General features: G+C 70.1%; 21 protein-coding genes. 10 read left to right on the top strand and 11 right to left on the bottom strand.

The features are described from left to right. Positions 1-5: 5 nt before the first annotated feature. The 5 genes from ACIQF0_RS03855 to ACIQF0_RS03835 are packed head-to-tail and all read left to right on the top strand — an operon-like array spanning position 6 to position 3,460. On the top strand, positions 6-803 hold the full coding sequence (locus ACIQF0_RS03855) for a thymidylate synthase (protein ID WP_401024133.1): 798 nt from the start codon (positions 6-8) through the stop codon (positions 801-803). Next, positions 800-1,255 (top strand): dihydrofolate reductase, encoded by a 456-nt coding sequence (locus tag ACIQF0_RS03850; protein ID WP_401024131.1) that lies wholly within the window; start codon positions 800-802, stop codon positions 1,253-1,255. The genes ACIQF0_RS03855 and ACIQF0_RS03850 overlap by 4 nt, the downstream gene beginning before the upstream one ends. Positions 1,256-1,293: 38 nt before the next feature. Continuing rightward, complete coding sequence (locus tag ACIQF0_RS03845; RefSeq protein WP_401024128.1) at positions 1,294-1,722, top strand: MarR family winged helix-turn-helix transcriptional regulator; 429 nt, start codon at positions 1,294-1,296, stop codon at positions 1,720-1,722. Continuing rightward, positions 1,719-2,915 carry an MFS transporter gene (locus ACIQF0_RS03840; RefSeq protein WP_401024127.1) on the top strand — a complete coding sequence of 399 codons (1,197 nt, stop codon included), beginning with the start codon at positions 1,719-1,721 and terminating at the stop codon, positions 2,913-2,915. Before ACIQF0_RS03845 ends, ACIQF0_RS03840 begins: the two co-directional genes overlap by 4 nt. After that, positions 2,912-3,460 (top strand): cysteine hydrolase family protein, encoded by a 549-nt coding sequence (locus tag ACIQF0_RS03835; protein WP_401024124.1) that lies wholly within the window; start codon positions 2,912-2,914, stop codon positions 3,458-3,460. The genes ACIQF0_RS03840 and ACIQF0_RS03835 overlap by 4 nt, the downstream gene beginning before the upstream one ends. Here the strand turns inward: ACIQF0_RS03835 and ACIQF0_RS03830 are convergent. The 4 genes from ACIQF0_RS03830 to ACIQF0_RS03815 are packed head-to-tail and all read right to left on the bottom strand — an operon-like array spanning position 3,457 to position 5,627. Next, on the bottom strand, positions 3,457-3,969 hold the full coding sequence (locus ACIQF0_RS03830) for a YciI family protein (RefSeq protein ID WP_401024121.1): 513 nt from the start codon (positions 3,967-3,969) through the stop codon (positions 3,457-3,459). The genes ACIQF0_RS03835 and ACIQF0_RS03830 overlap by 4 nt on opposite strands. Then, positions 3,970-4,398, bottom strand: coding sequence for a hypothetical protein (locus ACIQF0_RS03825; protein ID WP_401024119.1), 429 nt, complete (start codon positions 4,396-4,398; stop codon positions 3,970-3,972). It abuts the gene before it with no gap. After that, on the bottom strand, positions 4,371-4,730 hold the full coding sequence (locus tag ACIQF0_RS03820; RefSeq protein WP_360030533.1) for an MmcQ/YjbR family DNA-binding protein: 360 nt from the start codon (positions 4,728-4,730) through the stop codon (positions 4,371-4,373). Before ACIQF0_RS03820 ends, ACIQF0_RS03825 begins: the two co-directional genes overlap by 28 nt. Positions 4,731-4,739: 9 nt before the next feature. Further along, positions 4,740-5,627, bottom strand: a complete 888-nt coding sequence (locus ACIQF0_RS03815; protein ID WP_360030535.1) for a PAC2 family protein — start codon at positions 5,625-5,627, stop codon at positions 4,740-4,742. Positions 5,628-5,884: 257 nt separating this feature from the next. Here ACIQF0_RS03815 and ACIQF0_RS03810 point away from each other — a divergent pair, with 257 nt between their 5' ends. From ACIQF0_RS03810 to ACIQF0_RS03800, 3 genes are all read left to right on the top strand, one after another. After that, positions 5,885-6,367 carry a DUF4230 domain-containing protein gene (locus ACIQF0_RS03810; RefSeq protein ID WP_401024114.1) on the top strand — a complete coding sequence of 161 codons (483 nt, stop codon included), beginning with the start codon at positions 5,885-5,887 and terminating at the stop codon, positions 6,365-6,367. Positions 6,368-6,437: 70 nt separating this feature from the next. Beyond that, positions 6,438-8,042, top strand: a complete 1,605-nt coding sequence (locus ACIQF0_RS03805; RefSeq protein ID WP_401024111.1) for a serine/threonine-protein kinase — start codon at positions 6,438-6,440, stop codon at positions 8,040-8,042. A 140-nt stretch (positions 8,043-8,182) separates the two neighbouring features. Beyond that, positions 8,183-8,617: a hypothetical protein gene (locus ACIQF0_RS03800; RefSeq protein ID WP_360030541.1), complete on the top strand. Its 435-nt coding sequence runs from the start codon at positions 8,183-8,185 to the stop codon at positions 8,615-8,617. A 38-nt stretch (positions 8,618-8,655) separates the two neighbouring features. Here ACIQF0_RS03800 and ACIQF0_RS03795 read toward each other — a convergent pair whose 3' ends face one another. The 4 genes from ACIQF0_RS03795 to ACIQF0_RS03780 are packed head-to-tail and all read right to left on the bottom strand — an operon-like array spanning position 8,656 to position 14,871. Continuing rightward, the gene (locus tag ACIQF0_RS03795; RefSeq protein ID WP_401024107.1) at positions 8,656-10,653 is read right to left on the bottom strand and encodes a DUF3488 and transglutaminase-like domain-containing protein; all 1,998 of its coding nucleotides are present in this window, start codon (positions 10,651-10,653) and stop codon (positions 8,656-8,658) included. Further along, on the bottom strand, positions 10,650-11,744 hold the full coding sequence (locus ACIQF0_RS03790) for a DUF58 domain-containing protein (RefSeq protein ID WP_401024104.1): 1,095 nt from the start codon (positions 11,742-11,744) through the stop codon (positions 10,650-10,652). Before ACIQF0_RS03790 ends, ACIQF0_RS03795 begins: the two co-directional genes overlap by 4 nt. A gap of 8 nt (positions 11,745-11,752) precedes the next feature. Next, positions 11,753-12,718 (bottom strand): MoxR family ATPase, encoded by a 966-nt coding sequence (locus tag ACIQF0_RS03785; RefSeq protein WP_218164304.1) that lies wholly within the window; start codon positions 12,716-12,718, stop codon positions 11,753-11,755. Next, complete coding sequence (locus tag ACIQF0_RS03780) at positions 12,715-14,871, bottom strand: hypothetical protein (protein WP_401024101.1); 2,157 nt, start codon at positions 14,869-14,871, stop codon at positions 12,715-12,717. Before ACIQF0_RS03780 ends, ACIQF0_RS03785 begins: the two co-directional genes overlap by 4 nt. A gap of 189 nt (positions 14,872-15,060) precedes the next feature. Between ACIQF0_RS03780 and ACIQF0_RS03775 the strand changes: the two genes are divergently transcribed. Next, a complete protein-coding gene (locus ACIQF0_RS03775) occupies positions 15,061-15,705 on the top strand; it encodes a hypothetical protein (protein WP_401024099.1) in 645 nt (214 codons plus the stop codon). A gap of 178 nt (positions 15,706-15,883) precedes the next feature. Here the strand turns inward: ACIQF0_RS03775 and ACIQF0_RS03770 are convergent, their stop codons facing one another. Further along, positions 15,884-16,558 (bottom strand): fibronectin type III domain-containing protein, encoded by a 675-nt coding sequence (locus ACIQF0_RS03770; RefSeq protein WP_401024096.1) that lies wholly within the window; start codon positions 16,556-16,558, stop codon positions 15,884-15,886. Further along, positions 16,555-17,157, bottom strand: a complete 603-nt coding sequence (locus ACIQF0_RS03765; protein WP_360030553.1) for a hypothetical protein — start codon at positions 17,155-17,157, stop codon at positions 16,555-16,557. The genes ACIQF0_RS03770 and ACIQF0_RS03765 overlap by 4 nt, the downstream gene beginning before the upstream one ends. An 80-nt stretch (positions 17,158-17,237) precedes the next feature. Between ACIQF0_RS03765 and ACIQF0_RS03760 the strand changes: the two genes are divergently transcribed. Next, complete coding sequence (locus tag ACIQF0_RS03760) at positions 17,238-18,125, top strand: LysR family transcriptional regulator (protein WP_401024093.1); 888 nt, start codon at positions 17,238-17,240, stop codon at positions 18,123-18,125. Here the strand turns inward: ACIQF0_RS03760 and ACIQF0_RS03755 are convergent. Further along, complete coding sequence (locus ACIQF0_RS03755; protein ID WP_401024091.1) at positions 18,028-18,891, bottom strand: EamA family transporter; 864 nt, start codon at positions 18,889-18,891, stop codon at positions 18,028-18,030. The two genes, ACIQF0_RS03760 and ACIQF0_RS03755, sit on opposite strands and share 98 nt — an antisense overlap. Positions 18,892-18,926 lie beyond the last annotated feature (35 nt).

Raw genomic sequence — 18,926 nt, 5'->3', positions numbered from 1 at the left:
CGTTCATGCCCGACACGCAGTACGAAGACCTGCTCCGCCACGTCCTGAAAGAGGGCGTGCGCAAGGAGGACCGCACCGGCACCGGCACGCGGTCGATCTTCGGCCACCAGCTGCGCTACCCGCTCGCCGGCGGCTTTCCGCTGATCACGACGAAGCGCGTGCACTTCAAGTCGATCGCGTACGAGCTGCTGTGGTTCCTGCGCGGTGACAGCAACGTTCGCTGGCTCCAGGAACACGGCGTGTCCATCTGGGACGAGTGGGCCTCCCCCGAGGGCGAGCTGGGCCCGGTCTACGGCGTGCAGTGGCGGTCGTGGCCGACCCCCGACGGCGGGCACGTCGACCAGATCGCCGAAGTGCTGAAGACGTTGAAGACGAACCCGGACTCGCGCCGGATCATCGTCTCCGCCTGGAACGTCGGCGAGATCTCGAACATGGCGCTGCCGCCGTGCCACGCGTTCTTCCAGTTCTACGTGGCGGACGGCAAGCTCTCCTGCCAGCTCTACCAGCGCAGCGCGGACCTGTTCCTCGGCGTGCCGTTCAACATCGCCTCCTACGCGCTGCTGACGCACATGATCGCCGCGCAGACCGGCCTCGGCGTCGGCGACTTCATCTGGACCGGCGGCGACTGCCACATCTACGACAACCACGTCGAGCAGGTCGAGCTGCAGCTCAGCCGTGACGCGCGCGAGTTCCCGGCGTTGGAGATGGCTCCGGCCGCCTCCTTGTTCGACTACGCCTACGAGGACTTCACGATCGAGGGCTACGACCCGCATCCCGGCATCAAGGCCCCGGTGGCGGTGTGATCGGGCTGATCTGGGCCCAGTCCGCGAACGGAGTGATCGGCCGTGACAACGCCATCCCGTGGCACGTTCCCGAGGACATGAAGCACTTCCGGGAGATCACCGCGGGCTCGGCCGTCCTCATGGGACGCCGCACGTGGGAGTCGCTGCCGCCGCGCTTCCGGCCGTTGCCGGGCCGCCGCAACCTGGTGCTGTCGCGCGCTGAACAGGCAGGCGCGGAGACGTTCGACAGCCTGGAGAAGGCCCTCGCGGACGTCACCGGCGACCTCTGGGTGATCGGTGGGTCCGCGGTGTACGCGGCGACGCTGCCGTTCGCGGACCGCGTCGAGGTGACCGAGATCCGCGAGACGTTCGAGGGCGACACGTACGCCCCGGCCGTGGAGCGGGAGCCGGTCAGCGTCGGTGAGTGGCTGGAGTCGAGCAGCGGCCTGCACTACCGGTTCGTCAGCTACTGAGATCGACAGCCCAGACTGTTCAGTCTAGGCTGTCTATTGTGACCGAACCCGCCGCCATCAACCAGCAGCTGCGCGTCTTCGTCGGACGACTGAGGCGCAAGCTGCAGGACGAGTCGTCGGTGGACGACCTGAGCGCACCGCAGGCCTCCGCGCTGGCCCGGTTGCTGCTGCTCGACGAGCCCTCGACCGCCAGTCAGCTCGCGGGCGCGGAACGCGTGAAGCCGCAGTCCATGGCCAAGACGCTGGCCTCCCTGCTCGAGCAGGGCCTGATCGAACGCGCGGCCGACCCCGCCGACGGACGCCGTCAGCTGATCACGCTCACCGCGGAGGGCCGCGCGGCCGCCCAGGGCGCGCGGGCCACCCGGATCGAGTGGCTGACCGAGGCGTTGACGCGGCAGTTCAGCGAGTCCGAACGACAGGCGATCGCCGAGGCGCTGACGTTGCTGGAGCGCGTGGTGGACGAATGACCACCACTGTGAAGTCGCCGGGGTTCGACCGGCGCCTGATCACTCCCTTGGTCGCGGGCGCGGTGCTGAACCCGATCAACACCACGATCCTGTCCGTCGCGCTGGTGCCGATCGGGGCGTCGTTCGGCGAACCGCCCTCGGCGACGGCGTGGCTCATCACCTCGCTGTACGTGGCCACCGCGATCGGGCAACCGGTGGCGGGCCGCCTGATCGACACCTACGGCCCGCGCAGGCTGTTCCTCCCCGCCACCGCACTCGTCGGGATCGCGGGCGTGCTGGGTGCCCTCGCCCCGAACCTGGTCGTGCTCGTCGTGGCACGCGTGCTGCTCGGCCTCGGCACGTGCGCCGGCTACCCCGCCGCGATGCGCCTGCTCCGGGACGAGGCCGACCGCACGGGCGAGGACAGCCCCGGCGGCATCCTCACGATCCTGGCGATCGCCACCCAGACCGTCTCGGTGATCGGCCCGCCGCTGGGCGGCCTGCTCGTCGACGTCGGCGGCTGGCGCACGACCCTCGCGATCAACGTCCCGCTCGCCCTGGCCGCGTTCGCGCTGGGGTGGCGTTACTTCCCGCGTGCGCGGCCCGAGGTCCGGGAGCGCAGGCCGTTGTTCGACCTCAGCGGTCTGAACACGCCGTTGATGATCACCTACGGCCGTGCGCTGCTCGCGTACCTGGTGTCGTACAGCTTCGTCTACGGCTTCACGCAGTGGCTGGAGGCCGGGCGCGGGCTCAGCGCGGGCCAGGCGGGCCTCGTGATGCTGCCGATGTTCGGCGTCGGCATCGTCGTGTCGGCGATCACCGGACGCAGCCAGGCGTTGCGCGGCAAGCTGATCGTCGCGTCGATCGCCCAGATCGCGGCCTGCGTGCTGCTGTTCGCGCTGCACCCGTCGAGTCCACTGTGGATTCTCGTCGTGGTAGTCGTGATCACCGGTGTGCCCCAGGGCCTCAACAGCCTGGCGCTGCAGAACGCCGTGTACCGCCAGGCTGATCCCGCCGCCGTCGGCGCCTCGGCCGGACTGCTGCGCACGTTCGGTTACCTCGGCGCCATCGTCTCGTCCACCGTGCAGGGACTCGTGTTCGGCGACACCGCCGACACCGACGGCCTGCACGAGCTCGCGGTGTTCCTCGTCGTCGCGGGCGTCGTGTACCTGCTCGTCAACGTGTTCGACCGCTCTCTGAAAGGCACGACATGACCACCGCACTGCTCGTCATGGACTTCCAGACCGGCATCGTCGGCCGCATCCCCGGCGCGGAGGCGTTGCTGGGCAACGTCACCACCGCCATCGACACCGTGCGCGGCCAGGGTGGTCACGTCGGCTGGGTGCGTGTGGCGTTCGACGACGCCGACTTCGCCGCCATCCCGTCCACGAGCGTCATGGCCGGCATGGTCACCTCCGAGCTGCGTGACGCGATGCACGCCGACTCCCCCGCCACCCAGATCCACGCTCAGCTGACTCCGCTCGCGGACGACGTCGTGGTGCGCAAGACGCGCGTCGGAGCGTTCACGACCACTGACCTCGATGCGCAACTGACTGACCGTGGCGTCACCAAGCTCGTCCTGGCCGGCATCAGCACCAGCGGCGTCGTGCTCAGCACCGTGCGCGAGGCGATGGACCGCGACTACGCGATCACCGTGCTCGCCGACGCGTGCGCCGACCCGGACCCGGCCACGCACGAGTTCCTCACCGGCACGCTGTTCCCCCGGCACACGACCGTGAGCAGCGTCGGAGACCTCTAACGCCGGCCGCCGAACTCCCACTCGTGCACCTCGACGGCGTCGTAGCGGTCCGCGGTCAGGACTGAGGCCGGGTCGGCCGACCTGACCAGCGCCGCCGTTCCCAGCCACGCCGTGCCGTCGTCGGACAGCAACGGCCCGTACGCGATCAGTTCCTCGGGGCGTGCGGGCACGAGGTCCGCGGCCTCTCCGGAACCGAACCCGAGCACCAGGTGGCCGCCGCCCCGGGGCGAGTCCCACATGGTCCGCCCGAGCACGTTGCGCCACCGGCGCACCAGCACGTCCCGGTAGCCACCGGCCTGGTAGACGGGCTCGTCGAACGCGAACGCACGGGCCGCCGCCGCGTCCGGCACGTCGACGATGTGCACGCTGCCGGTGAGCACACCGTCCGCGAACGTCGGGCCGCGGGCGATGAGCTCGAAGCCGTCCATGTAGGACCAGTGCTCCTCGATCAGGGCCGAGCGCAACGGCATCGAGCCGGGCCGGTCCCGGTGGTAGCAGAGGAACTCCACCTAGAGCCCGACCTCCGTGGTCCACACGGGAAGGACGTACCCCTCGGCCGTCTCCGGCCGGACGTTCGCGAGGTAGTCGCCGACGACGTCCTCGAGCTTCGCGTTCGGGTCGATCTTCGAACCGAACGGCAGCGCGTCCTTCTTCGCCGAGGTCGTCGAACACCTCAGGTGTCCTGCCTGCACGTCGAACCAGACGTAGAACGTCGCGGTCCGCTCCATCAGCGTCACGCGCTCACCGAGGCGTCGCGCGGTGTCCTCGAACGCGGCGACCACCTCCGCCGCCACGGGTGTCTCGTTCCTGGCCCGACCGAGCGACCAGGTGTTCTCCTCGGCCTGGGCCTGGAGGTCACCCGTCAGTTGCAACGGCTCGTCCGCGACCTCGCGGATCCACTTCGTCAGCGTCACCGGCGCCGTGCCCTCGCGTGCCACGCTTCCACGATCAACTCCTCCAACTCCCCCACGTCGATGTGCTCCAGCCGCACCAGGATCGCCGGATACCCGTTGAAGTGCGGCGTCGTGAAGTAGACCGAGTGGTCCGAGGCGAGCAACGCCTCCTTGGCCCCCAGGTCCGGCACGCGGGCGGCCAGGATCGGTCCGGACGGGGCCGCCGCGCCGAGTGCCGAAAGATCGGTCTTGCGCAGCGGCCGTTCCCAGACGAACAGCTTGTCCTTGACCCTCCAGTCGACGACGCCCTCGCGCACCCGCTCCGTGACATCGGGCATGGAGGTGGCGATCCGGTGCACGTCGTCCCAGGTGGCCATCACAAGCTCCTACAGGTGGTCCGGCGGACGCTGCTGCTCGGCCAGGAACCGTTCGAACTCGGCCCCCAGTTCGTCCGCGCTGGGGAGGTCGGTGGTGCCCACAGTCTGGATGAACGCGTCGTACTGCCGCTCGAGCGCTTCCACCACCTGGGCGACCTCCTCGGACTCCGCGACCTGCCGGTGGATCTCGGCGTCGGCGGCCTGCGCGGCCTCGACCAGCGAGCCGATGGGCAGCGCGAGGCCGGTGGCGCGGGCGAGGGCGTCGAGCAGGGTCACGGCGGCGGTCGGGTACTGCGACTGCGCCAGGTAGTGCGGCACCTGGGCGGCGAAGCCCATCGCGTCGTGACCCGCCTGGCCGAGGCGGAACTCCAGCAGCCCGGACACGTTGCCGGGCACCTGCACGCGGTTGAAGAACGGCTGGTACTCGCTCACGAGCTCAGGGCGCGTGGCGTGGCCGATGACGTTCAACGGCCGCGTGTGCGGCACACCCATCGGGATGCCGTGGAAGCCCACGGTCAGACGCACGCCCCAACGGTCGATCAGCGACCGCACGGCCTGGATGAACGCCTCCCAGCCGCGGTCCGGCTCGGGGCCGGTGAGCAGCAGGAACGGGTGGCCCGCGCTGTCCCACAGCAGGTGCACGACCAGTTCCGGGGCGGCGTAGTCCTCCCAGTGGTCGGTCGCGTAGGTCATCAGCGGGCGGCGCGACCGGTAGTCGATCAGGCCGTCGATGTCGAAGCGCGCGACGACACGGCTTTCGAGGGTCTCCAGCAGGTGCTCGGTGAGCAGGCGGCCCGCGGCACCGGCGTCCATGAAGCCCTCGAAGTGGTGCAGCAGCACCGCACCCGTGAGGTCCGGGACCTCCGAGTCCACCTCGTACAGGTTCTCCGGGTCCACCGCACGCCTCCTGAACTGTCGCTCTCGTCTCGTCCAAGCCAACCACGTGGACACGGAACTGATTCCGCTCGGGTCGATTAGCCCATACGGACCGTGTGCGCGCATCACCTCACGGGTACTCCATCGCGGTGTATAGGCGCTGGGTGACGCGTGGAGCATTGGTCGCGGCCGTCCTCATTCTCCTCGGAGCGGCGGTCTTCGGCTTCGCACAAATAAAACCTTTCGGTGACGAATCCATCGATCGCAGCCAGCCCGCGATGCTGAAGTCGGTGCGGGACCTGAGCCAGTACCACGCCGCTGCGGGCGAGTTCCAGGTCGTGCTGGACATCGAGAACGACGTGAAGTGGGTGCCGGACGCGCTGGCGGGCGAACGCACGCTGTTCGTCGCGGCCGGGTCCGTCAACGCCTTCGTGGACCTGGGAACTTTGAAGGACGACGGGCTGATCCTGTCCCCTGACGGCAAGACCGTCGAGCTGCGCGTGCCGAAACCGCAGCTGGACAAACCGAACCTGCACCACGACAGGTCGTACGTGTTCAGCCAGGAACGTGGCCTGATCAACGACCTGCAGGCGCTGGCGGGACCCCCTGACCAGCAACGGTTCTACGTCGCCGCGGAGGCCAAGCTCACCGAGGCCGCGCAGAAGTCCGAGATCCTCAAGCGCGCCGAGGACAACACCAGGGTGATGTTGACGGGAATGTTGCAGGCACTGGGATTCCAGGTGAAGGTCGTCGGCGACTGAGTCGAACCTTGAGCACCTTTCCGGACGAACGTTCAGCGGTGACCCACTCGCTCCGGGATAGGATCCGCCGGTGGAAGACGATCTGATGGCCTGGGCGCCCGCGCAGGGTGCTGCGCAGGCGCCGGAGATCGCGTTGCCCGGCTACAGCGGCTTCCGCGTGATCGCGCAGGGCGGCGAGGGCACGATCTACCGCGCCCGTCAGGACGGCCTGGGCCGCGACGTCGCGGTCAAGGTGCTGCAGGTGACGGACCCGGCCACGGTGACGCGGTTCCGCCGCGAACTGGCCATCACCGTCGAGCTCGGCCGTCAGCACCCGCACATCGTCACGGTGCTGGACACGGGCACGCTCCCTGACGGCCGCCCGTGCATCGTCATGGAGTTCTACGAACGCGGCTCGCTGCACGACCGGTTGCGCGCCATGGGCCCGTTGCCCGTGCAGGACGTGGTGGCGGCGGGCATCGCGGTGGCGGACGCGCTGGCGTTCGCGCACGGCCAGAGCATCCTGCATCGGGACGTGAAGCCGCAGAACGTCCTGGTGCTCCCGACTTCGTACGTGCTGGCCGATTTCGGCATCGCGCGCGGTGCTGACGCGGGACATTCCGCGTCACTGCAGATGGTCAGCTACCGGCACGCCGCGCCGCAGATGCTGGAGGGCGCCGCGCCGTCGTTCGCCGACGACATCTGGTCGCTCGGCTCGACGCTGTTCACGTTGCTGGAGGGCAAACCGCCGTTCGCCTCGGACAACCCGGACGAGGACACGCTGCTCTCCTACGTCGGCCGGGTCGGCAGCGGCGAACCACGGTCGCTCACCCGGTTCGACGTGCCGGCGTCGCTCATCGCGGTGATCGGGCGCTGCCTGCGCAAGGACCGGGCCGAGCGCTTCGGATCAGCCCTGGAACTGCGCGACGCGTTGATGGCGGTGCACTCCGGCACCTCGCTGTCCACTGTGGACCCCGACGCGACCGCGATGCTGGGCGAACGCCCCGACTACTACCCCGAGGGCCCGACCGAGGCGCCCGGCTTCGGTCCGCGCGGCTTCAGGCCCGAGCCGGAACCGGAACCCGAACCGGAACAAGAGCGCGACGACTCGTGGCAGGGCCGGCTCGAGGACCTGACCTACCGGCAGCACGACCTCATCCCGCCGCCGCCTCCCCGCCCCCAGCCGGTCGCGGTGCTACCGACAGTAGATCTGCCTCCCGTCGAACCGATGACCGCGCCGGTCCGCAAGAGCAAACGCGGTGCGGTGCTGGCGTTGCTGGCTGTGATCGCGGTGACCGGCGGGCTCGCCGCGGGCATCTTCCTGAACCGGGGCGACGACCGTCAGCAGGCCCAACCACCTGTGACGACAACGACACCTCCCGTGCCGACCTCCGACTCCGCCGACGCGGGACCGTCGCCGAACACCGACCCGAGGTTCGTCCCGGTCCTCAAACGCGCCGAGTACCAGGGCAGGGCGATCGAGCTGGAGTGGAGCGATCCCAGCGACGGCAAGGCCGAGTTCGTGGTGGTCGACGTGACCGGCGCCAAACCGAACGCCGTGACGCGGGTGACGGGCGGTGGCACGAAGTACGTCATCGAGGACGGTGGCGGCGACCGCCGGTGCTTCCAGATCGCGGCCTTCGGCTACAACGGCGAACGGGGCAGCTCCGCAAAGGTCTGTGCCAACAAGAACTAACTGTTTCACGACCGTTGTTGTTGCGCGTACACGTACTGGCGTAGGTTGCCCCGGTGCAAAGCGCTCGTTATGCCGGCCCACCGATGTTCGCTCGACAACGAAAACGCCGCATTCTCATTGTGTGGGCGGTCATTCCACTCGTGGTCGGCATCGGGATCGGCATGCTGATCGGCGGCAACCTCCAGCCGGAGTCCCACCAGAACACCGGTGCGTCGCCCACTTCTCCGGCTGTGCCCGATCAGCTCGAATACACGGACATGCCGTGCGACCCTGGCTCGTCCGTCCTCGTGCTGCACTCGCTGGAAGGCGCGATGCCGCAGTCCGAAGTCCAGGTGCTGCTGGACTACGAGACGATGTGGGTGAAGCATCGTGAGAGCGCGAACCCGGCACTGCGCGGCCAAACCGCGCTGCTGACCAGACGGGACGACGTGTGCCCCGTCATCGTCCCGGACGACCCGCGGTTCACGCAGTTCATCTGGCTCGGCCCGTTCCCGTCCGACACGGCGCCAGGGCTGTGCGAGGCGCTGTTCAAGGTCATCGGGAAGAACTGCATTCCCGCCCAGGTGGTGCGCTGATCCGTCAGCGCCGGAACAACGTCAGCGCCGGAACAACGTCAGCGCCGGAACAACGGCCGCGGGTCGATCGCCCACACCACCCGGCGCCACCAGGAAGCCTTGCGCCGCACCGCTTTCTTCACCTGCCGGGCCAGCCGCCAGCTGTTCTCGCCCACGACCGGCCGCGGTGCGAACGCGGCCTGGTCGACCAGGAGCGCGAGCTGCGCGCCCGCTTCTCCCCACTCGCTCGCGACGTCCGGCACGGTGCGGCTCGGCTTCGGCCGCAGTCCCGCGAGTTGCAGCGCGTCGAGCACCTCGTGCCACGCTCCCACCGGCCCGGCCGCGCGCAGCCGGACGCGCCGCGACGTCCGTGCCACGTACAGGCCGACGAGCAGCAGCACCGGCGTGAACACCCAGAACGGGAATCCCTTCGGGGCCTCGGGCGCGGCCACCTGGTCGCCCTGCACCGCGGTCGGCTGCACCAGCGGCGGCACCGACGGCAACGAGGTCGGCGTCGGCTTCGCGGTGGTCGACGCGAGCCGGTTCAGCACCTCGCGCTTCGACGCGGCGCTGGGCCCGCTTCCGTTGCCGGACACGGGATCGAACGCGACCCAGCCCCACCCGCTGAAGTACACCTCCGGCCACGCGGTGGCGTCGGCGGCGCGCACGATCCGTTCGCCGTTCTGTTCGGGCACCGGCTGGAAACCGACCACCACCCGCGTCGGAAGACCGACGGCCCGCGCGAGCACCGCGTAGGCCGACGCGAACTGCTCCGCCGTGCCGGCTCCCGCGCCGGACTCGCCCGCCGCGCCGAACAGGAACGTCTCCAGTCGCGCGTAGGACGACCCGACCGGCGCCTCGGCGTCCGGCCTGCGGTTGAGCCGCACGACCTGTTCCAGCGCGACGGCCTTCTCGTACGGCGTGCGGGCGTTCTGCGTCGCCTGCCGCGCGTAGTCCGCCAGCGTGAACGGCAGCCGCGGCAACGCCGTGTACTTCGTTGCGCTGGAAGGAACCTGGGCCTCGGCGAGATCGGTGTCGGCCGGTGTCTCGACGACGCCGCGCACCGTGTAGCTCAGTCCGGTCTTGAGTCCTTCGGCCACGACCAGCGACCCGGTGTCGGGGTCCACCATGGCGTCGCTCAGGGACACCGCCTGCGGCTTCCCGACGCCCGGCAGCCACTCCCCCTTCAGCCCGGTGATCCGCAGGTCCACGCTGGCGTCCTGGAACTTCCCGCCGGTCGGCAGATCCGGCGCGTCCACCACGCCGAGCGGCCCGTAGGTCGACGCGGCCTCCCACGACGCTCCCGAGTACCGGCTCAGCGTCACGAGTCGCACCGGCACCTCGGGCCCGTGCATGCGGAACAGCTCCGTCTCCCCCTGCGCCGCCCACGAGGCGAGCTGCGGCAACGGGTTCGAGAGGGCGAGGTCGGTGACGGGCGGCGTGACGAGCTTGCGCGGCTCGAACCCGTTGGTGGGCAACACGAAAGTCAGCAACGTCAGCGCGGCCAGCGTGGTGGCGAGCACCGCCGGTGGCACCACGGGGCCGCGCCGGTCGATGATCAGCCAGCCCAGCGCGAGCACCACGACCAGCGTCAGCGCCACCAGCCCGTAGCGGTCCGCGCGGCCCGTCGTGAGCAGCGCCGCCGACACGTACAGGGTGGCCGCGCCGAGGGCAGGCACGAACAACGCCGTGCCGCGCTTGGTCACCGACAGCACCATTCCCGTGGAGACGCCGACGATCAGCAGCAGTCCGGGCACGAGCAGTTCGGGCGTCGCCGGTGCGGGCCGGGCGGCGGTGAGCAGCCTCGGCACGGTGTCGAGCAGCACCCACGCCGGGTCGCGGTCCGGGGACGCGCCGCGGGCCAGGAAGAACCCGCCCGTCATCGCGAGCACCATGACCGCGAGGGCGGCGAGGCCTGCCGGGACGAGTCGTTTCAGTGCCAGGGCGAGGAACCCGGCGAACGCGGCGAGTCCGAAGTAGACGAACGCGCCGTCCCACGCCTGGGCGAGCTGGAGCGACCCGACCAGGAGAACGGCAGCGACCCACGCGAACTTCATCGGGCCACCACCGCGTTCCACGAATCGACCAGGTCCTCCGCGCGTGCCCCGCTGATCACCAGCACCGAGCCCGCCGCGCTGACCGGCCGTTTCTCGTCCACCACGAGCACCGCTCCGAACGCGGCCCGCCCGGCCTCCAGCACCAGCGCCGGAACGGACCTGCCGCTGATCACGGCGACCACGTCGAGGTCGCGCACCGGCACGGTCGGACGGCCGTCGACGTCCCGCAGTTCCAGATCCGCCAGCACGGACAGGATCGGCGCCGAGTCCTGCTGTTCCTCCATGTCGGTGCCACCCGACGACGTGAGCAGCCGCACCGGGTGTCCCTGCTCCAGAGCAGAGGTGACGAGCGACGCCGCCACCTCGACGGCCTCCTCGAAGCGCTGTTCCTCGGCGTACGAGGAAGCGTTGTCGTCCAGCAGCACCGCCAGGTGCGGGCGGGCCGGGTCGGCGTCCTCGCGGATCATCAGCGTGCCGGTGCGCGCGGACGTCGCCCAGTGCAGGCGCCGCAGGTCGTCACCTGGCACGTACTCGCGCAGTCCCACCAGGTCCGTGCCGCCGCGCTCGACGCGTTCGTCGGCACCGACCTGACCTCGGCGGGCACCGGACGGGAGACCGCGAATCGGCAGCACGCGGGGCACGACCCGCACCTGGACGACCTCGCCCAGCACGGTGCGCGCCTGCGCCAGACCGGCCAGACCCTTGCGCCGCAACGTCAACGGGCCCACGTCGAACACGCCGCGGCGTTCGGTGGGGATCGCGTAGTCGACGGCCTCGACCGCGCCGGGTGCCAGCAGCGGCACGTCGACGTCCATCGGCGAGCCCGCCACCACGTCGACGGCGTCCAGCGCCACCGGCCAGCGCCCCGTCGCGGACAGCTCCAGGCGGCCGTTGCACCGGGCCAGCCGGGGCACGGTGCGCGGGCGGACGGTGCGCGAGACCGACAGCGGTGAGGCGACCAGCACGGAGACGATCGAGGCGATGACCAGCGCGGTCAGCGCCAGGCCGAACGCCGCCATCCCCGCGTACCGCCACCACAGCCCGACACCGAGCATCAGCAGGCCCAGCACCGCTGTTCCGGTGCCGCGCACGGTGAGTCTCATTGCGCCGCGGGCTTGGGCACCGCCACGCGCGACAGCACGTCGGACAGCACCTCGGCCGTCGTCACGCCCGACAGGACGCTCTCCCGCGTCAGCACCAGGCGGTGGGCCAGCACCGGCTCCGCGATGTCCTGAACGTCCTGCGGCACGACGAAATGCCGGCCCTTCGACGCCGCGTAGACCTGCGCGCAGCGCACGAGGGTCCGCAGACCACGCGTCGAGGTGCCGAGCCGCAACCGTTCGTCGGTACGGGTACCGGTGCCCACGGACGAGATGTACTGCAGGATCGGGTCGGCGACGTGCAGCAGCTGCAACCGTCCGCTGAACGAGCTGATCTCGCGCGGCGACGACACCGTGCGCACGTCGGCGATCCTGCCCGCGCCGCTGCCGGGACGCAGCACGTCCAGCTCGTCCTCGACCGACGGGTAGCCGATCGAGGTGCGCAGCATGAACCTGTCGAGCTGCGCCTCGGGCAGCCGGTACGTTCCGTCGAGGTCGATCGGGTTCTGCGTCGCCACCACGAGGAACGGGTCCGGCACGGCGTGCCCGATGCCGTCGATCGTGACGGTCCGCTCCTCCATGACCTCGAGCAGCGCGGACTGCGTCTTGGCGGCCGCGCGGTTGATCTCGTCGGCCAGCACGATGTTCGCGAACACCGGACCCGGCCGGAACCGGATCTGGCCCGTCTGCGGGTCGTAGACCGAGGTGCCCGTGACATCGGACGGCAGCAGGTCGGGCGTGAACTGCACGCGCCGCGACAGACCGCCCAGCGCACCGGCGACGGCACGCGCCAGCGTCGTCTTCCCCGTGCCGGGCACGTCCTCCAGCAGCACGTGGCCGCCCGCGAACATCGCCACCAGCACCAGGTCGATCACGTCGCGCTTGCCGCGCACCGCGCTCTCGACCGCGTCGCCGAGGCGGGTGTGCAGGTCGCGGAAGGCGGAAACCTCACCGGTGTCGATCACTTTTCCTCATCTCCACGACGAACACCGATGCGCAGCAGGAACGCGCACGCCAGCAACCCGAGCCCGCCCGCGCCCATCGGCGCGGTACCGGCACCGGCCGGTGCCATCCGCGGGATGCAGGTCGGCTTGTTCGGCAGGCAGTCGTCGATCGTGTAGAGCACGTTGCGCGCCGCCGAGTCGACCTGTCCGGCACCGGACGCGGCGTACGCACGAACGACGATCGCGTTGCTGCCCTCCTCCAGGTCGATCTGCGCCGTGGTGGCGTTGCAGGCGATGCCGACCGAGTAGCCCTGCGTCCTGTTCACGACCTCGCAACGCCCGTTGTGGCTCGCCCAGTCGGCGGGCGGCGCCATGGTCACCGTGCGCCTGGGCACCATCCGGCCGCCGGAGACCGCGGTGATCACCACGGCACCCGCGGTCGGCAGCGACGGTGGCGGAGGCGGAGGTGGCGGCGGCGGCGTGGTGGTCGTGGTCGGCGGCGGGGTGTTGGGCGGAGGCGTGTTCGGGGGCGGGGTGTTCGGCGGGGGCGTGTTGGGCGGCGGGGTGTTCGCGGGCGGCGTCACGGTGAACGCGGCCATGCCCGCGGCACCGGCCGTCGACGCCGTCGAGGCCCGCACCGTCACGTCGAGCCTGCCGCTCGTGCAGAACGTGGAACCCGTGCACGGCACCGACAGATCAGTGGACGTACCAGCCGACTGGGCCGACACCGAGCCACCGCTGAACGAGCCGGAACCGGACACGGTGTAACCCACGACCGGGTCGGTCGACGCGGCGGCGGTCCAGCTCACCGTCACGACGAGCGCGGAGGAGTTGCGCGACTTCTCCCGCACGGTCACCCCGGCGGGCGCGGCCGGAGCCGTGCCACCGGCCGACGGCGGGGTGGAGACAGGAGTCGACGGCGGAGGCTGCACCTCAGTCGTCGGGCCGTTGTTCAGGCCGGGGTTGCGCGGCGGCTTCGTCGGCTCGTTCGGGTTCGGCGGCGGAGGTGGCGGCACGGACGGCGGCGGCGAGCGGTCCGGGTCCTTCACCGGGACCTCGGGACTGCGGATCGTCAGCGACCGCGTCGCGCCGTCCGCGTCGACCAGCACACCCGTGGACGAACCGGGCACGTTGACGAACAACCGGCCGTCGTCGAACACGAGCTCTGGGTCGGAACCGCCGGACGTGCGCACGTCGTCGCCACCGCGGTTGCCGCCGCGGTCGAGGATGATGACCTTGCCGGATCCCTTGCACGGCACGTAGACCTTGTCGCGGAACACCGCGGGCCGTCCGGGGTTCGGGCACCCCATCGCGCCGACGTCGACGCGGAGGACATCCCGGCCGACGACCAGCACCACGACCGAGGACGACGGCACCGACGCGGGCACCAGGTCCAGCGGCGAGGTCTGCGCGGCGATCACCTCGGCGTCCGAGCGGTCGGTGGACGAGTCCACGTCCTCACCCGTGCCGTCGCGCACCACGACACCGCCGTCGAGGCCGATGAGCGTGACGCCCTGGTCGTGCGGCACCAGCACGGTGCGGGGCCCGGCACCGGTGACCTGGCGCTGCGAGCGCTCCTGGAACCGCTCCTCGTCGTCCGACCAGTCCAGGGACCGCAACGTGCCACCGTGATCGACCAGCCACAGCACCCCGCGCTCGTCCACGACGGCGTCGGCCAGGGGCTGCCCGGCCTGCCAGGTCTGCCCGATGTCGGCCAGTGACAACGGATCGGCGGTGTGCACGGTGCCGGCCGCGCGGTCGACGACGAACACGAGCCCGTTCGCCACCAGCACCTTGCTCGTCGCGCCGGGTGGCGCCTGCCGGCGGCCGGAGGCGAGCAGCGTCGCGAGGTCGATGACGGTGATCTCGCCGGTGCGCCGGTTCAGGACGATCAGCCGGCCGTCCTCCTGCGCGATCTCGAGCTGCGAGTCGGGACCGCTGATCTGCAACCGCGTCTGCGGCTTGCCCGACACCGGGTTGACCTGCACGACCTCGCCGCGCTGGTCATCGCCCAGCCAGGTGAGCCCGTCCGACACCGCGACCGACGTGCGCGAGATGCCCTGCCCGAGCGCGGCGCCCGCGAGCACCAGAACACCCAGCAGTGCCGCGACGAAACTCGCCGATTCCCGCCCTCCACCGGAGATAATGCGTGTGATCCGGTGCCACCAAGACATACCGCGCCCCTCCCTCGCCCGCCGGGGATGCTAACCCCCGGCTCTGACAACTTCGGGCGGCGCATGGTTCCCGGTTCGCCTGGTCAGCCGACTGGCAGACATCGGGAATGGTGATGGATGCCGACCGGCAGTTTTGAAAACCGAATGGCGTTACCCCGAATCGACCAACGCGTAAGGCAGAGTGGACGCATGGAAATCCCCGGCATGGGACTTGCCAAGCAAGCGCTCGACACCGCCCTCGGCACGACAGTGGCCGTCGCGGCCGTTCCGGCCCGCGTGCTGAGCCTGATCGGCGAGGTCGAACAGCTCGTCCGCAAGGTCAACGGCACGATCGACGCCGTCGACGGCATCGTCGCGAAAGCCGGCGACCTGGTCGACCGCACGGCCAATGTCGTGGCCGACGCGGAGAAGGCCGTCGACGAGGTCCGCGCCATCACGGCGAGCGCGAGCGACGTCGCCGAACGCGCCGGGCTGGTCGTCACGACGGCGGGCCACACCGCGCACTCGGCCAACGAGCTGATCGGCATGTACGAGCCCATCGCGAAGAAGGCCCAGCCGCTCGCGCAGCGGTTCGTGGACGAGCTCTCGCCGCACGAGGTCGAGGCCGCGATCAAGCTCGTCGACGAGCTGCCGGTGCTGACGGAGCACCTGACCAGCGACATCCTGCCGATCCTCGCGACCCTCGACAAGGTCGGTCCCGAGGTGCACCAGCTGCTGGAGGTCACCAGCGACATGCGCCAGGCGATCCTCGGCATCCCCGGCTTCGGGTTCATGCGCCGCCGCGGCGAGAAAAAAGAAGAGGAAGAAGGTGTGAGGGAGCTCGAAAACGGGTAGCCCACCCGCATGAGCGCTCTCACCCGCGAAGATCAACTGACCTGGTGGCTGCTGACCAGCGTGTTCGGCCTGCTCGCGGCGATCAACGTCGCACTGGCCGTCACGGAGAGAACGACCTGGCCCTACGCGCTCGCGGCGTTACTTCTCGCCGCGAGCGCGTGGAGTGCCAGACAGGCGATCAGGCCTTCCCCGTCGTCTGGTGTGTCAGGTTCGACGGTGCGCCGAACCGGAACGCGCGCACCCGATAGGTCGCGGTTTTCTCGTCTGGAAGTGTGATCACCCCGTACGAGGTGGTGTCCGGGTCGAGCTGCACGGCGACGCGGTAGTCCGCCGCGCCCACCGGCCTGACCTCGATCAGGTACCCGTCCTCGTCGGACGCGCGGTCCTCCCAGGTGAACAGGATCCCGTTGGCGTGCTTCACCTCCGCCTTCAGGCCCGTCGCCGCCGCCTTGGGTGAGGTCACCGGCGCCTTGCCGCCACCGGCCTTGACCGGCGCGGTCCAGTCCGGCCCCTCGATCTCCGGCACGTCGTCCCCCGGGGGCAGCGCGACGTCCACAGTGGCCGAAGCGGGCCCGGTGAACGGCCGGACCCGGTAGTAGAACTGGGTTTCCGGGATCAGGTCCGGATGCTTGTACGTGTCCTTCGCCGGCGCGGCGAACTCCAGGATCGTGTACTCGCCGTCGGCAGCGTTCGCGTACTCGACGACCTGCCCGGCCGACCCCGCCTCCGGACGCCAGTGCAGCGTCACGTCGATCGGCGAGGTCAGCTCGGACGTCAGCACGGGGTCCTGCTGTTCCTGGCCACAGGCAGCCAAGAACAGCAGGAGCACCAAAGCAGTCGTGCGTCGGATCACTTGCGCCAGAACTTGATGTTGCTCCAGACGACCGTGGCAGGTCCTTGACCGCTGGAAGTCCTGTACGCGCCGAACTTGTCGTAGAAGCTCGTACCCGAACTCGCGTAGGTGTGCGCACGCGAGCCGTTGATGTACGTGCGGTGTTCCGTGGCCGTGTTGTGCACGGTGTTCACGCGCACGGTCGCCCCCACGGTCGCGCCGGTGGCGATGGTGTCGCCCCCGTGCACGGCGTAAAGCCGGCCACCGCGTTCCACGGCGAGCATCCAGAACGGTCCCGCGCTGGGAGCTTCGCGGAACGTCTGCTTGAGACTGATGCGGGTGCCGCCGAGACTCGTGATCCGGAAGCTCCCCTCGAACTGGCGCGTGCCGCCGGTGTAAGTGGCGTAACGCCGCTCGGCACGCTGGTCACCGCTCGCGGTCGAGCAGGTGAGCTGGAACGTGAGGTTGTTGACGTTGCCACAGCCGCGTTCCTGAACGGTGAACGACGGCGAGTAGCTGGTCCACGGACCCGTCTCGACCTGTGCCCGCGCCGGTGAGACCGACACGAGCAGACCGGCTGCCAGCGCGATCCCCGCGACGGTGCGGAGTCGTTTGGACATACCGATACCTCCTCAAAGCGTGCTGAGGACAGCACGTTTTCTCAGGGGGCGGTATCGCGAGAGTAGCCGATACTGATCGAATGTTCGACCTCCATCGTCTGCGACTGCTGCGTGAACTTTCCCAAAGGGGGACGCTCGCCGCCGTCGCGCAGGCGCTGAACTACAGCCCGTCGTCGGTGTCGCAGCAGCTCTCCCTGCTGGAGTCCGAGGTCGGCGTGCCCCTGCTGGAACCGGTCGGCAGGCGGGTGAAGCTCACGCCGCAGGCCGAGATCCTGGTGCGGCACACCGAAGAGGTGCTCGCGCGGCTGGACCAGGCCGAGTCCGAGGTGGCCGCGTCGCTGCACGAGATCACCGGCACGCTGCGGGTCGCGACGTTCCAGACCGCGGCACTGGCGCTGATCCCGGCGACGTTGGCACGCATGAGAGACGAGCATCCGTCACTTCGGATCGAGTTCCAGGTCCTCGACCCCGCGGAAGCGCTTTCCGCGTTGAACGCCAGGGACTTCGACCTCGTCTTCGTGGAGGAGTGGCCGGACCAGCCCGAGGCCCGGTTCACCGGCCTCGAGTACCGGGAACTGTGCCGGGACCCGATCCGGCTGGCCGTCCCACGTGGACTGCCGGTCGACGAGATCGGCTCCTACCCGTGGATCATGGAGACCGAGGGCTTCCCGCAACGGATCTTCAACGTGAACTGGTGCCGCCACAACGGCTTCGAGCCGGACGTCCGCTTCTCCTCCACCGACGTGCTGGTGAAGCTGCGGTTCGTGGAACGGGGTCTCGCGGTCGCGTTGCTGCCGGACCTCATCTGGTACGACCGCGAGGTCGCCGTCGACCTGCACGAACTGCCGGTGCCGATGTCGCGGCTGTTGTTCACTGCGGCACGGGCAGGACGAGGTCAGCATCCGGCCGTTCGGGCGTTCCGGGAGGCGCTGGCGCTTTCCGTAGCGCCGCTCCGACACCTGCCGTGATCACCAGGGCGATGCCGCACAACGAGATCACGCTCAGGTGCTGGCCGAGCAGCAACGCGCCTGCCAGCGCGGCCGCGGCGGGCTCGAGCGCGAGCACGACGCCGAACGTGCTGGGCTGCAACGTCTTGAGCGCCCTGATCTCCAGGGTGTACGGGATCGCGGACGCGAGCAGTGCCACGAGCGTGCCGAGCAGCAGGATCCTGGGCTCGAACAACGTGGCGCCGGCCGTCGACAGCCCGTACGGCAGGGTGAGCGCCGCCGCGATCAGGCTCGCCCCCGCGAGACCGCCGGTGCCGAGCCCTGCCGTCGCGAGCTTGCGGCCGGCCAGCACGTAGCAGGCCCAGAACGCGGCCGCGAACAACGCGAGCACCACGCCGATGAGGTCGAGCTTCGCGCCGGTGTACTCGTGCACGCCCAGGACGACGACACCGGCGAGCGCCAGCACGACCCACACGAAGTCCCTGGGCCGCCGGCTCAGCGCCGCCGCGAGCCCGAGCGGCCCGAGGAACTCGATCGTCACCGCGACGCCGAGCGGGATCCGGTCGATCGCGAGGTAGAACGTGCCGTTCATGCCGGCCATGGTCATCCCGAGCACCAGCGTCTCCTGGCGGAACTTCGGCCGCACGACCACGGCCAGCATCAACGCCGCGATGCCGAGCCGCAGGGCCGTGGCGCCGGGAGCGCCGATCTGGCCGAAGAGCTGGTTCGCGAACGCCGCGCCGAACTGCAGTGAGACGACCGAGCCGAGGACGAGGAAGACCGACATGTGTTCAGTCTTGTTTCCGCCGTCCCTTCAGTACA

The sequence above is a fragment of the Lentzea sp. NPDC092896 genome (assembly GCF_044754905.1).
Taxonomy (GTDB): Bacteria; Actinomycetota; Actinomycetes; order Mycobacteriales; family Pseudonocardiaceae; genus Lentzea.
Note: the sequence above shows the minus strand (reverse complement) of the source record. Positions and strands in the feature narration are given on the sequence as shown.

Excerpts from the sequence above, each read along its gene's own strand:
- ACIQF0_RS03775 (WP_401024099.1), top strand. The coding sequence starts at position 15,061 with ATGGAAATCCCCGGCATGGGACTTGCCAAGCAAGCGCTCGACACCGCC.
- ACIQF0_RS03855 (WP_401024133.1), top strand. The coding sequence starts at position 6 with ATGCCCGACACGCAGTACGAAGACCTGCTCCGCCACGTCCTGAAAGAG.
- ACIQF0_RS03755 (WP_401024091.1), bottom strand. The coding sequence starts at position 18,891 with ATGTCGGTCTTCCTCGTCCTCGGCTCGGTCGTCTCACTGCAGTTCGGC.
- ACIQF0_RS03835 (WP_401024124.1), top strand. The coding sequence starts at position 2,912 with ATGACCACCGCACTGCTCGTCATGGACTTCCAGACCGGCATCGTCGGC.
- ACIQF0_RS03820 (WP_360030533.1), bottom strand. The coding sequence starts at position 4,730 with ATGGCCACCTGGGACGACGTGCACCGGATCGCCACCTCCATGCCCGAT.
- ACIQF0_RS03760 (WP_401024093.1), top strand. The coding sequence starts at position 17,238 with ATGTTCGACCTCCATCGTCTGCGACTGCTGCGTGAACTTTCCCAAAGG.
- ACIQF0_RS03765 (WP_360030553.1), bottom strand. The coding sequence starts at position 17,157 with ATGTCCAAACGACTCCGCACCGTCGCGGGGATCGCGCTGGCAGCCGGT.
- ACIQF0_RS03795 (WP_401024107.1), bottom strand. The coding sequence starts at position 10,653 with ATGAAGTTCGCGTGGGTCGCTGCCGTTCTCCTGGTCGGGTCGCTCCAG.
- ACIQF0_RS03780 (WP_401024101.1), bottom strand. The coding sequence starts at position 14,871 with ATGTCTTGGTGGCACCGGATCACACGCATTATCTCCGGTGGAGGGCGG.
- ACIQF0_RS03810 (WP_401024114.1), top strand. The coding sequence starts at position 5,885 with ATGCTGAAGTCGGTGCGGGACCTGAGCCAGTACCACGCCGCTGCGGGC.
- ACIQF0_RS03840 (WP_401024127.1), top strand. The coding sequence starts at position 1,719 with ATGACCACCACTGTGAAGTCGCCGGGGTTCGACCGGCGCCTGATCACT.